The organism is Actinoplanes sp. NPDC051470, from assembly GCF_040682035.1.
In the GTDB taxonomy this organism is placed as follows: domain Bacteria; phylum Actinomycetota; class Actinomycetes; order Mycobacteriales; family Micromonosporaceae; genus Actinoplanes.
Genome location: NZ_JBFBAA010000044.1, coordinates 13,910 through 26,605 on the forward strand (window position 1 = coordinate 13,910; position 12,696 = coordinate 26,605).

At 70.6% G+C, this 12,696-nt stretch carries 8 protein-coding genes and 1 pseudogene; 6 read left to right on the top strand and 3 right to left on the bottom strand.

Annotation, left to right across the window (positions count from 1 at the left end; all coding sequences use genetic code 11):
- Positions 1–45: 45 nt before the first annotated feature.
- The 5 genes and pseudogenes from AB0M54_RS43520 (at position 46) to AB0M54_RS43540 (ending at position 4,770) form a co-directional block, all read left to right on the top strand.
- Positions 46–855, top strand: a complete 810-nt coding sequence (locus AB0M54_RS43520) for a transporter substrate-binding domain-containing protein (RefSeq protein ID WP_364316609.1) — start codon at positions 46–48, stop codon at positions 853–855.
- Positions 852–1,643 (top strand): amino acid ABC transporter permease, encoded by a 792-nt coding sequence (locus AB0M54_RS43525; protein WP_364478434.1) that lies wholly within the window; start codon positions 852–854, stop codon positions 1,641–1,643. Before AB0M54_RS43520 ends, AB0M54_RS43525 begins: the two co-directional genes overlap by 4 nt.
- Positions 1,630–2,373, top strand: a complete 744-nt coding sequence (locus AB0M54_RS43530; RefSeq protein ID WP_364316603.1) for an amino acid ABC transporter ATP-binding protein — start codon at positions 1,630–1,632, stop codon at positions 2,371–2,373. Before AB0M54_RS43525 ends, AB0M54_RS43530 begins: the two co-directional genes overlap by 14 nt.
- A gap of 199 nt (positions 2,374–2,572) precedes the next feature.
- A pseudogene (locus AB0M54_RS43535) lies at positions 2,573–3,713 on the top strand (IS701 family transposase).
- Positions 3,714–4,275: 562 nt separating this feature from the next.
- On the top strand, positions 4,276–4,770 hold the full coding sequence (locus AB0M54_RS43540; RefSeq protein WP_364316601.1) for a helix-turn-helix transcriptional regulator: 495 nt from the start codon (positions 4,276–4,278) through the stop codon (positions 4,768–4,770).
- A 42-nt stretch (positions 4,771–4,812) separates the two neighbouring features.
- Here the strand turns inward: AB0M54_RS43540 and AB0M54_RS43545 are convergent, their stop codons facing one another.
- The 3 genes from AB0M54_RS43545 to AB0M54_RS43555 form a co-directional block, all read right to left on the bottom strand.
- Positions 4,813–6,921 carry a bifunctional SulP family inorganic anion transporter/carbonic anhydrase gene (locus tag AB0M54_RS43545; protein WP_364478436.1) on the bottom strand — a complete coding sequence of 703 codons (2,109 nt, stop codon included), beginning with the start codon at positions 6,919–6,921 and terminating at the stop codon, positions 4,813–4,815.
- A 68-nt stretch (positions 6,922–6,989) separates the two neighbouring features.
- Positions 6,990–8,588 (bottom strand): serine/threonine-protein kinase, encoded by a 1,599-nt coding sequence (locus AB0M54_RS43550; protein ID WP_364478438.1) that lies wholly within the window; start codon positions 8,586–8,588, stop codon positions 6,990–6,992.
- Positions 8,589–8,729: 141 nt separating this feature from the next.
- Positions 8,730–9,686 carry a glycosyl hydrolase gene (locus AB0M54_RS43555; protein WP_364478440.1) on the bottom strand — a complete coding sequence of 319 codons (957 nt, stop codon included), beginning with the start codon at positions 9,684–9,686 and terminating at the stop codon, positions 8,730–8,732.
- 319 nt (positions 9,687–10,005) lie between these two features.
- On the opposite strand from AB0M54_RS43555, the gene AB0M54_RS43560 reads away from it, so the two are divergent.
- Complete coding sequence (locus AB0M54_RS43560; protein ID WP_364316591.1) at positions 10,006–12,594, top strand: carboxylate--amine ligase/circularly permuted type 2 ATP-grasp protein; 2,589 nt, start codon at positions 10,006–10,008, stop codon at positions 12,592–12,594.
- Positions 12,595–12,696 lie beyond the last annotated feature (102 nt).

Below are 12,696 nucleotides of genomic sequence, written 5' to 3' on the forward strand. Positions count from 1 at the left end.
CCCAGGCCACCCCCGGAATCCCTATGTGATCGGTAGGGTGATCAGATGCGTCGATACTTTCTTTCCGCGGCCGCCGTGGCGGTCCTGCTGATCCCGGCCGGCTGCGCCAAGAAGGACACCAGCGGCGAGTCCGGCGGGGTGACCCTGGTCAAGGCCGGCACGATCACCACCTGCACCCACCTGCCCTACCCGCCGTTCCAGTCGAAGGACGCCTCGGGCAAGGTCGTCGGCTTCGACGTCGCCCTGATCGACCTGGTGGCCAAGAAGCTCGGCGTGACGCAGGCGATCGTCGACACCCCGTTCGAGGGCATCAAGTCGGGTCAAGACCTGAACACCGGCAAATGCGACATCGCCGCGGCCGGTATGACCATCACCGACGAGCGCAAGAAGGTGCTCAACTTCTCCGAGCCCTACTTCGACGCCACCCAGGCGCTGGTCGTGCTCACCGGCAAACCGTACAAATCCCTGGCCGACCTGAAGGGCAAGCGGCTCGGGGTGCAGGGCGACACGACCGGTGAGGCGTACGTCAAGGAGCAGGTGAAGAAGGACGGCCTCGACGTCGAGGTGGTGTCGTACAAGGACCTCGGCTCCGAACAGCAGGCGCTGAGCACCGGGCAGATCGAGGCGGCCGTCGGCGACCTGCCGGTGTGGAACGACTACATCAAGAAGAACCCCGGCAAGGTCGAGGTGCCGACCGGCTTCGACACCGGCGAGCAGTACGGGTTCGCGCTCAAGAAGACCGGCGACCCCGACCTGCTGAAGACGGTCAACGAGGTGCTCACCGCGTCCCGCACCGACGGCACGTACGACGCGCTCTACGCCGAATGGATCGGCCCCAAGCCGGCGGCCAAGTGAAGGTTCGCGCCCGGCGGCGGCTGACCCGTGGTGTCGCGTACGCGGTCTTCGTCGGCGTCCTGCTCCTCGTGGTGCTGGCCGCCGACTGGGGCCGGCTCGCCGAGGCGTTCCTGCGCCCCGACGTGGCCGGCTCCATGTTCCCCGGCGTGGTCACCACGGCCCTGGTCAACACCCTGATCTACACCCTGCTGGCGTTCGTGTTCGGCCTGGTCGTGGGCCTGGCCCTGGCGTTGGCCCGGTTGTCGTCGGTGGCGCCGTACCGGTGGTTCGCGACGGCGTACATCGAGATCTTCCGCGGCCTGCCCGCCCTGCTGGTGCTCTTCCTGGTCGGCTACGGCATCCCGCTGGCCTTCCCCGACCGCGAGATCCCCGGCGGCCTCTTCGGCTCGGTGACGGTCGGGCTCGGCGCGACCGCGGCGGCGTACACGGCCGAAACCCTGCGCGCCGGCATCCAGGCCGTCCCGCGCGGCCAGACCGAGGCGGCCCGCTCGCTGGGCATGTCGCCGACCCGCGCGATGATCTCGATCGTCCTCCCGCAGGCGCTGCGCATCGTCCTGCCCCCGCTCACCAACGAGTTCGTCTCGCTGACCAAGGACACTTCGCTGGTGTACGTCCTGGGCGTCACCGCCGGCACCATCGAGCTGACCAAGTACGCCGGCGACGCCCTCAACCAGCAGGTCAACGCCACTCCCCTGGTCGTGGCGGGCCTGCTCTACCTGGTCATCACGCTGCCGCTGTCCCAGGTGGTCCGGCTGCTGGAGCGGAGGTCGGCCCGTGCCGTTCGTTGAGATCCGTGACCTGCACAAGTCGTTCGGCGACAACGAGGTGCTGCGCGGCATCGACTTCGACGTCGAGGCCGGCGAGGTGGTCTGCCTGGTCGGCCCGTCCGGCTCCGGCAAGTCCACCCTGCTGCGCTGCGTCAACGCCCTCGAGGCGGCGACGTCCGGCTCGGTCACCGTCGACGGCGTCGAGCTGACCGACCCCGACACCGACCTCGACGCCGCCCGCCGCCACATCGGCATGGTCTTCCAGCACTTCAACCTCTTCCCCCACCTGACCGTGCAGGGCAACATCACCGTGGCCCAGCGCCGCGTCCTCCGCCGCTCGTCGTCCGCGGCCGCCGCCGAGGCCCGCACCCAGCTCTCCCGCGTCGGCCTGGCCGACCGCGCGACGGCCTACCCCGGCCAGCTCTCCGGCGGCCAGCAACAGCGAGTCGCCATCGCCCGGGCCCTGGCCATGCACCCCGGCCTGATGCTCTTCGACGAGCCCACCTCGGCCCTAGACCCCGAACTGGTCGGCGACGTCCTCACGGTGATGCGAAAACTGGCCGAAGAGGGCATGACCATGATCGTGGTGACCCACGAGATGTCCTTCGCCCGAGACGTGGCCAGCCGAGTCGTCTTCATGGACGCCGGCCGCATCATCGAGACCGGCCCACCCGCCGACGTCCTGGCCAACCCCCAACACGAGCGCACCCGCACCTTCCTCCAGCGAGTCCTCCAGCCCGGTCGCGGCTGACAGCCCGTTCCCGCGCCCCCGACCGACCCGCTCGTCGCGACTCAGTCGTTCCCGCCGACATCCTCCTGGTTGCCCACCCCAGCACCGTGACCGCCTCAGCCCTGCCCTAATACTGCAACGGCACCTGGCGTTTCGGGTTGGGCCGCTTGCGCGTTGGCTGCTTGTGGCTGACGTTGATGTCGACGGCTGGCAGGCTGAGCTGGACGGGCTGTTGAATGTGGTGGGTGCTCGTTCGGCAGGTCAGAGCCGCGTGAGCGAGTAGGCCGGTATGTGGGTGGGTTGATCGCCGGGTTGGAACGTACGAACGGCTGGACCATCGCGGAACAGGCCGGCGAGCTCAGCCCGGACGGGATGCAGCGACTACTGCGCCGTGCGGATTGGGACATCGATGGTGTGCGTGATGACATCCGCGACTATGTGGTCGACCGGCTCCGTCATGCCGGGCCGTGCTGGTCAACGACGACACCGGCTCCGTCAAGAAAGGCGTGAAATCCGCCGGGTGCAACGGCAATACACCGGCACCAGCGGCAAGAAGGACAACTGCCAGATCGGCACGTTCCTGGCCTATGTCGCTCCGGCCGGACACGCTCTGATCGACCGGCACCTGTATCTGCCCGAGTCCTGGACCAGTGATCCGGATCGCTGCCGCGCGGCGGGGATCCCCGAGGACATCGAACTGCAGACCAAGCCGCGGGCCGCGATCGACATGCCGCAACGCGCGATCAACGCGCGGGTGCCGTTCGCCTGGTATACCGCCGATGAAGCCTTCGGGCAGGTCAAATACCTACGGGTCTGGCTCAAGGAACACGACATGTCCTACGTGGTGGCGACCCGCTGCAACGACGACGTGTCCGTCCACCGGTATCGGCTACGGCCGGGTCGACACCATCATCGCCGGACTCCCGGCGAGGGCGTGGAAACGCCTGTCCTGCGGTGACGGCGCCCACGGACCCGCGTCTACGACTGGATACGCGTCGCGATCCGGCCCTACTGGGCGCCGGGACGCGGGTACTGGCTCCTCGCCCGGCGCAGTATCAGCGACCCCACCGAGATCGCCCACTACATCTGCTACGCACCTTGGCGAACCACCCTGGCCACCTTGACCTGGGTCGCCGAACGCAGATGGGCCGTGGAGGAATGCTTCAAACAAGCCAAGCAGGAAACCGGCCTGGACGACTACCAGGTCCGCACCTGGCGAGGCGGGTACGCCCACATCACCTTATCGATGCTCGCCCTGGCCTGGCTCGCCGCCCATCCGCGCCACCGAACATCAAAAAGGGGTACCCGGACAGAGAATCAGCAGCTCATACCCATCACCGTGCCCGAAACCCGCCGTCTGATCGGCGCCCTCCCTCAACCAGCGTCACCCGGACAACGACCACACCAAAGCCGGGTCACTGTTCCGCCGCGACCGGAAATGGCAAGCCCAGCAATCCCACTGGCACCGAAGATCAACATAGGTGCGGTTGCGGTATTAACAGTGACCATCCGAGGTCGGGCACGCACACGTTCCGTCACCTCCCGGCATCCTCCCCTAACACCCCACGACGCTTTGCTCTGCGCACTCATACTCACCCACGCTCCCACCTGGGGTTGAGGCCGACCCGTTCAGCCTTTGAGGCCCGCTTGGTCGCTGCTGGTGACGCTCCGGCGTCTGACAGAACGGCACCGCACCGTTCCCGCTCTGCGCACCCATACGAACCCCCGGCTTGACCTGGCCAAAGGTCGCCACGGCGCGACGTCAACGGCGCCGCGCCGGCAGAACTGTTCGTCCGCCTGGTGACGCGAGATCGACGACCCCGCGCCGGCAGGGGGTGAGTATGGGTGCGCAGAGCAAAGCGGTGAGGGGGTTGTCCACAGGGGTGGGAGGGGCGGGGCCGCGGATCTGCCAGCATCGGGGGCATGCCACATCGGAGACCCGACGCCTACCCCGCTGCGGGGCTTGTCCGGCGTGCTCGGCGGATCGCGGACTACAGCCAGCGCGAGATCGCCAGGGACGCCGGCGTCTCACGCGCGACGGTCAGCCGGATCGAGGCCGGCACCATGACGCCGAGCCTGGGCGTGATGTTCGCGCTGTTGCGGTCGGCGGGGCTGTGGCTGGTGGCGGTTGACGCCGCAGGGCGGATCGTGCTGCCGATGGAGGACTGGGAGAACACCCGCGACGGCGCGGAGCGGCGCTATCCCAGTCACCTGGACACGATTCTCGATCCGGAGCGGGGCGAGTGGTGGGGGGACATCTACGGGCTGAGCCGGCCTCCGGAGACCTTTCATCGGGACCGGGAGTGGCGGGATGTCTGCCGAAGGCGTAGCCAGTGGGAAGTGCGGGTCGCCAAGTATCGGTACGAGCCTCGGCCGCCGTCGCCGGAGTACTGGTGGCGGATGAAACAGGCGGGCTGACCGCGTGAGGTCGGAGGCGGCCAGCCCGGGGCGGCAAGGCTGTCAGGCGGCGGGTATCGGGCGTTGCAGGCCTTGTTCCTCGTCCACGGTGTACATGCGGGTCTGGGCCAGGTCGAAGTAGAGGCCGGCCAGGCGGAGACGGCCCTCGGTGATGGCGGCGGCGACGCTGGGGTAGGTGCGCAGGTTGGCCAGTTGCTGGACGACGTTGGCGGCGATGCAGGACTCCTCGTTGTCGTCGGCGACGTCGGTTCGGGCCTTGGAGAGCCAGCGGCCCAAGGATGTGTCGAGCGGCGCGCCGCCGGACATCATGGCTCGGACGGCGCCGCAGCCCGAGTGGCCGCAGACGGTGATCACCGAGACGCCCAGGACGTCGACGGCGTATTCGATCGCGGCGCCCACTGACGAATCGGGGGCGCCGAAGACCGGGACGATGTTGCCGACGTTGCGGACGCAGAAGAGGTCGCCGGGGCCGCTTCCGGTGATCAGGTTGGGGACGACGCGGGAGTCGGCGCAGGTGATGAAGAGTTGCTCGGGCTGCTGGCCGGCCCGGGCCAGGCCGGCCAGGTGGGGGCGGACCAGCGGGGCGACCGAGCGTTCGAACTCGTCGATGCCGGCGGCCATGGCGTCGCGGCCGCCGCGGTCGTGGGCCTGCCAGCGGGACCAGGAGCCGAGGAAGCGTGGCGGGCGGCTGCGGGCGGAACCGAGGCGGCCGGCGGTGGCCCGGTGGAACCAGCTGTCGTGGACCTCGCGGACGGCGACGCGGCCGCCCGTTCGCTCGTAGGCGTCGCGCCAGTCGCGGATCGTCTCGAAGGCGCCGTGGTCGAGGTAGTCGAGATGCAGTTCCACCTCGACCGAGTGGGCCTCGGGCAGCGCGGCCAGTTCGCGGGCCAGCCGGGCCGAGCCGATGAAGCAGGCGGTGCCGGTGACGTTGACCAGCCAGTGGCCGGGGCGGATCTCGGTGCTGCGGATGTCGCAGCGGGCCACCCGCCACAGCATCGACAGGGCCGCCACGGCCATGCCCAGGGCCACGCCGGTGAGCAGGTCGAAGGCGATCACTCCGAGGGCGGTCACCAGGTAGGTCGGCAGTTCGCGATGGCGTACGTACGCACGGATGTGGCCGAGGTCGACCAGGCGCAGGCCGACCACCACCAGGACCGCCGCCAGGGCCGCGAGCGGGATCTGCTCCAGGAGCCCGGCGCACAGCAGCACGAACGCCGCCACCCAGATGCCGTGCATGATCGCCGAGGCCCGGGTACGGGCGCCGGCCGCGACGTTGGCCGAGCTGCGCACGATCACCCCGGTCACCGGCAGGCCGCCGAGCAGGCCCGACACGCTGTTCGCGACGCCCTGGGCGACGAGCTCCTTGTTGAGGCGGGCCCGGCGGCCCTCGTGCAGTTTGTCGACCGCGACCGCCGACAGCAGCGACTCGACGCTGGCCACCAGCGCGATCGTCACCACGGCGATGGCGATGGCGCCCACGGAGGCGGACGGCCACGACGGCAGCACGATCGCGTCCAGCGGCTGGTCGGGCAGGTCGACCCGCGCCACGTCGAGGCCGGCCAGCATCGCGGTCAGGGTCGCGGCGACCACCGCGATCAGGGCGGCGGGCAGCAGCGAGGTGCGCACCAGCTTCGGCCAGATCAGCATGATCGCACCGGCCAGCAGGCCGATCAGCACCGACGGCGTGTGGGATCCGAGGATCTGGGCCGGCAGGTCGAGCAGGTTCCCGGGCGCGTGGCTCTGGGCCTCGCCGCCGAGGACGACGTGCAGCTGGCTGAGGGCGATCACCACGCCGATGCCGGCCAGCATGCCGTGCACGACGGCGGGTGACAGGGCCAGGGCGGTACGGCCGAGCCGGGCCGCGCCGAGGCCGATCTGCACCAGGCCGGCCAGGGCGACCACGGCGGCGGTGCCGGCCCAGCCGAAGTCGGCGACGACTCCGGCGACGATCACGGTGAGGCCGGCGGCGGGGCCGCTCACCTGGAGCGGTGCGCCGCTCAGGGCGCCGGCGACGAGGCCGCCGCAGACGGCGGCGATGAGACCGGCCATGAGCGGCGCGCCTGAGGCGGCGGCGATGCCGAGGGACAGGGGAATGGCGATGAGGAAGACCACCACGGAAGCTGGCAGGTCTCGTCGGAACAAATCCGGCATATCGGAACCGTATAGGCCGTCGGTTAACCCCGGGTTACGCGACGTGTGCGCTCAGCAAAGACACAGTCTCAGTCGGCCAATCTGTAACCCCAGCTCAGCCACGCCTGACGCAGCGACTGGGCGGGGTCGGCGGACTTCCGGTCCCAGGGCGTACGCATCGTCAGCACTGTGGCGCCATCCGCCTGGGACTCACCGTCGTCCCACCAGATGGCCGCGTACCACCGGTTGTCGTCGCCGGCCTTGTACGTGTACTCGATGTATCGCCCGCGCCGGTTGTCCGGGCTGATGCCGGTCTGGCTCAGGCATTCCTGGGGCGAGTTGTGGTCGTGGTTGTTCTGGACCTTCGCCCGCTCGGCGTCCCGCAGGGAGGTCTTCTTGTAGAGCGCGTAGGTGACCGACATCCCGTCGACCGTGCAGCCGCGCCGGGCGAGTTGCCGGTCGTTCGGGGTGCCCACCGCGCATTCGGCCAACGGCTGGTCGCCGGCGAACGCCTGGAGCACGGCCAGGTTCGGGTCGTCCGTACCGCCGCCGCTCACCGGGTCGGAGCCGCCCGGCGAACCGGTGGCTTCCCGGCGTTGCGCCCGGTCCCACCACAGGAAACCGGACACGCCCGCGCCGGCCAGGATCAGCAGCACCAGGAAGAAGGTGAGCGCGATCTTCCCGCCGTTGCGGCGCGGCGGCGGTGGCGGCGCCATCGGCCGGCCGGCGGCAGTCGGGTACGCCGTGGCCACCGGAAGCTCGTAGATCGTCGGCTCGACCGGCCGGGCCGGCGGCGCCGGCGACTGGGGCACCGGCATGTAGGGCGTCGCCGACCCGGGCTGGTAGGCGACCGGATCGCCGGTGGCCGGGCGCTGACCGGGCGGCGCCATCAGCGCCTGGCGGACCTGGGCCGCGGTCGGCCGCTCCAGCGGATTCTTGCGCAGACAGGCACGGACGAGCTCGGCCAGTTGCCCGTTCAGCCCGTGCAGCCGCGGTTCGGCCTGGACCACGGCCACGCCGACCGCGACCGGGCTGCCGCCGGGGAACGCGTATTTCCCGGTGGCCGCGAACACCATCGTCGAGGCCCAGGCGAACATGTCGACGGGCGGCCCGAGCGGCTGGTTCTCGACCTGCTCGGGCGCCATGAAGTGGGCGCTGCCGATGACCCGGCTGGCCGCCTGGTGCACCTGTTCCCAGGCGCGGGCGATGCCGAAGTCGATCACCTTGACGCCGCTGGGCCCGAGGATGATGTTGGCCGGCTTGAAGTCGCAGTGCACCACGTTGGCGCCGTGGATCGCCTCCAGCGCGATGACCGTCTGGATGGCCAGGTCGTTGAGCCGGCTGCCGCGGAGCGGGCCGCGGCCGGAGAGCACGTCTTCCTGGAGGGTCGGCCCGTCCACGAACTCGGTGACGATGTACGGCGGGTCGGCGTCGAGGTCGAACGTGATGACGCCGGCGGTGACGAACGCGGCGACCGACTGGGCGCTGAGCAGCTCGCGGTTCAGCGTCGATTTGAGCCGGCCGGTGTCGTCGAAGTCGGTGTTGAGCACCTTGACCGCGACCCGCTCGTCGCCGCCGTCGGTGCCCAGGTAGACCGTGCCCTGACCGCCCCCGCCCAGCTTCTGGAGCAGGCGGTAGGGGCCGACCTGGCGCGGGTCCCGCGCGCCCAGCTCCATCACACCCGACATGCAGGAAAGTGTCTCCTACCCGCGCCAGCCGCACAGCCCCAGGGTCTGTTCGTTGATCGACGCGGCAACGTCACGGAGATAGGCCGTCGTCTACGCGAAGCGTGACCGTCCATTGTGCTCGCCTCCGGACAAATGCGTCCCTCAGCCCGAGAACCGGGCACTCCGGGCCATCGAGCGGTAGGCGGCCAGGGCGTCGCTGGACGTGTCGAAGCGGAAGTTGTGCTTCGAATCGTCCTGCACGTCGGTGTCGAACCAGACCACCGCGCCGATCGACGGGGTGCTCCGGACGTACGCCGAGAGCTTGCCGATCCAGGACGCCTTGCTGCCGCGACCGTGGTCGATCGCCGCGGTCTCGGTCACGATGATCGGCTTGCGACTGCCGTAGGCCGAGACCACCGGCCGGAACAGCGTCGACGGCGACTCGGAGTAGAAGTCGTAGCCGGACACCCCGACCCAGTCGACGTAGGCGTCGCCCGGGTAGTACTTGCCCATCGCGTTGGCCGATGTGTTCGGCGAGGAGTTCCAGTTCGGGCTCCACACGAAGGCGACGTTGTCCGCCCCGTTCGCCCGGAAGATCCGGTGGATCCGGCGGAACGCGGTCACGTACAGCCCGGGGTCACGCCCGTTGTTCGGGCCGCCCCACTCGAACCAGTCGCCGTTCATCTCCCAGGCCCAGCGCAACAACATCGGTTTCCGGTACGCGGCCAGCCGCTTCGCCGCGGCCTCGATGACCGAGTCCCGCGCGCCACCGGCCACCGGCGCCAGCTTCGTCCCGTGCCACGACACCGTCAGGGTCGACGAGCCGATCGACACCGACGAGGGCATCCGCTCGGACCAGCCCCAGAACTGGTGCACGATCTTCTGCTCGCGCCCCAGCTGGCGGCGGCGCAGCGCCAGGCTCTCGGACAGCGACTTCCCGCCCAGGGCCAGGTACGAGCCGAGCATCACCCGGTCCAGCGCCGGCACCGGCCCGCCCTTGCCGGTCCTCCTGGCGGCCGGCTTGTCCTCGGCCTCGTCGCCGTCCTCCTTCGGGGCCGCGGCCTTGCTGGTCGCGCTGGGCGACGGCGTGGCCGACGGTGAGAGGGACGGAACGGGCATATCCGGAGGGGTGGACACCGGTGGGATCACGGTGCGTGGCTGCGCGGCCGCCTCGGGGGCGTTTCGCGAGCACGCGGCCATCGATGCGGTCAGCGCCGCCAGGGTTAACACTCCACGGCGGCGCAGGCGTAAATCGTCGGTCACATCACCCGACGCTACAGTCCCCTGAGCTGCACGAATACCCCTCCAGCCACACATTGATCAAGGTCTTCGCGTGCGGCGAGGTGCTTGACTACCGGTGGAAATGGGCACGTCACATGCCTGGAACACGTTTTGGCGAGGCTCCGGAGATGGCATCCGGACGTACAGAGGCGGACGCATGACGGAGTCACTGAAGGTCACCGCGGACGACGGGGAGGAGGGCATCGGCAACGGCACTGATCTGACCCTCGGGGTCGAGGAGGAGCTGCACGTCGTCGATCTCAAGACCCGTGAGCTCGTACCGCGGGCCCCCGACGTGCTCGACCGGCTCGACCCGGAACACTTCTCGGCCGAGCTGCACCGCTCGGTGGTGGAGACGAACACCCCGGTCACGGCGACCCTCGACGGGTTACGTGAGGGCATCGTCCGGCTCCGCCGGGAGGCCATCGGCGTCGCCGAGTCGCTCGGCCTCGGGCTGGTCGCGGCCGGCACCGTCCCGCTCGTCGACCTGGACTCGCTGCCGGTCACGCCGACCTCACGCTACCGCCGGATGCTCGACGAATACCAGATGCTCGCCCGCGAGCAGCTGATCTGCGGCGCGCAGGTGCACGTCGGCATCGCCGACCGCGACGAGGCCGTGTCGGTCGCCCAGCGGGTGGCGCCCGCCCTGCCGGTGCTGCTCGCGCTCTCGGCCAGCTCGCCGTACTGGATGGGCGAGGACTCCGGCTACGCCAGCGTCCGCTCGCTGGTCTGGCTGCGCTGGCCGACGGCCGGCGACAGCGGCGAGGTGAGCTCGGCCGCCGACCATGACCAGCTGGTCGCCGACCTGATCGCGTCCGGCACGATCACCGACCCCAAGATGGTCTACTTCGACGTCCGGCCCTCGGCCCACCTGCCCACCGTCGAGCTGCGGGTGACCGACGCCTGCCCCGAGGCGGACACCGTGGTGCTGCTGGCCGGCCTGTTCCGCGGCCTGGTGCTGCGGGCCCAGCAGGACTACCGGGCCGGCCGCCCGCAGACGCGGGTCCGGCCGCCGGTGCACCGCGCGGCGATGTGGCGGGCGGCCCGTTCCGGGCTGGAGGGCGACCTGCTCGACCTGCCCCGCTCGCCGGTGCCGGTGCCGGCCGCGGTGGCCGTCGAGCGGCTGATCACCGACCTGCGCCCGCAGCTCGAGCAGCTGGGCGACTGGGAGCAGGTGTTCGACCTGAGCGTGCAGGCGCTGAGCCGGGGCAGTTCGGCGTCCCGGCAGCGGCGGGCCATGCAGCGCCGGGGCCGGCTCTCCGACGTGATCGACCTGGTGGTGGCCGACACCCGGGGCGGCGCGACCGGCATCGGGCCGGACGGGCAGACCGTGCCGGCCGGGCTGTTCCCGTACGCGGCCGAGGGCGACGAAGCCTTCCCGGGCGGGGACGTCGCTCACTCGTACACCGGGATCGTCAATGTTCTCTCCGCCCTGGGCAGCGCCGGTCTGCGCAAGCGTGAGGACGCCCGCGACGACGAGCAGCGCGCCCGCGGCATCACGTTCTCGGTGGCGGGCGAGGCGGCCACCCGGCTGTTCCCGTTCGACCTGGTGCCGCGGCTGGTCCCGGCCGACGACTGGCGGCGGTTGCGGGCCGGTCTGGTGCAGCGGGTCCGGGCGCTGGACGCGTTCGTCGGCGACGTGTACGCCGACCGGCTCGTGGTCAAGGACGGCGTGGTGCCGGAATGGGTGATCGACGGCTCGCCCGAGCTGCGGCCCAGCGGCGCGCTGATCGCCCGGCCGGGGGTACGCGCGCAGGTCGCGGGCGTCGACCTGGTGCGCGACGGCGAGGGCCGCTGGTGTGTGCTGGAGGACAACCTGCGGGTGCCGTCGGGCATCGGCTACTCGATGCAGAACCGCCGGCTCACCGAGAGCGTCCTGCCCGAGCTGCCCCGGCCCGAGGGCCTGCTCAGCGTCGAGGGCACCCCGGCCCTGCTGCGCACCGCGCTGCGTGAGGCGGCGGGCCCGTCGGCCGGCGACGACCCCAAGGTGGTGCTGCTCAGCCAGGGCCCGGACGACTCGGCCTGGTTCGAGCACCGGATGCTGGCCGAGGAGATGGGCATCCCGCTGGTCCGCAGCACCGAGCTGTTCGTGGACGACGGCATCGTGCACCGGCTCCGGGACGGCAAACGCCACCGGGTGGACGTGATCTACCTGCGGATGGGCGAGGACAGCCTGATGCACTCCCCCGGCGCCGACGGCATGCCGCTCGGGCCCAGCCTGGTCGCGGCGCTGCACGCCGACACCGTGGTGCTGGCCAACGCGCTCGGCAACGGGATCGGCGACGACAAGGCCGTGTACGCGTACGTGCCGCGGCTGATCGAGTACTACCTGGGCGAGAAGCCGTTGCTGGCCGACGTGCCGACGTACCTCTGCGGCATCCCCGAGCAGCGGGCCGAGGTGCTCGACCGGCTGGACGAGCTGGTCTGCAAGCCGGTCGACGGCTACGGCGGCGACCGGATCGTGATCGGCCCGCACGCCCGGCCGGAAGACCTGGCCGCGGTACGCCGGCAGATCAACGCCGCGCCGCACCGCTGGGTGGCCCAGGAGGTCGTCGACCTCTCCACCCACCCGGTGTTCGACGGCCACCAGCTCGCCCCGAGGCACGTCGACCTGCGGGCGTTCGTCTTCACCGGCCGCGAGTCGGTGGTCGCCCCGGCCGCGCTGACCCGCGTCGCCCCGGCCGGCTCGATGATCGTCAACTCGTCCCGCGGCGGCGGCTCGAAGGACACGTGGCTGCTCAGCTGAGTGTTGCCTATATGCGCTCAGAGCAGGGCCCTTGCTCTGAGCGCATATAGGCAACGGGATAAGGCCGTTACGGCTACGACATGGATCCGCAACATCCGACCC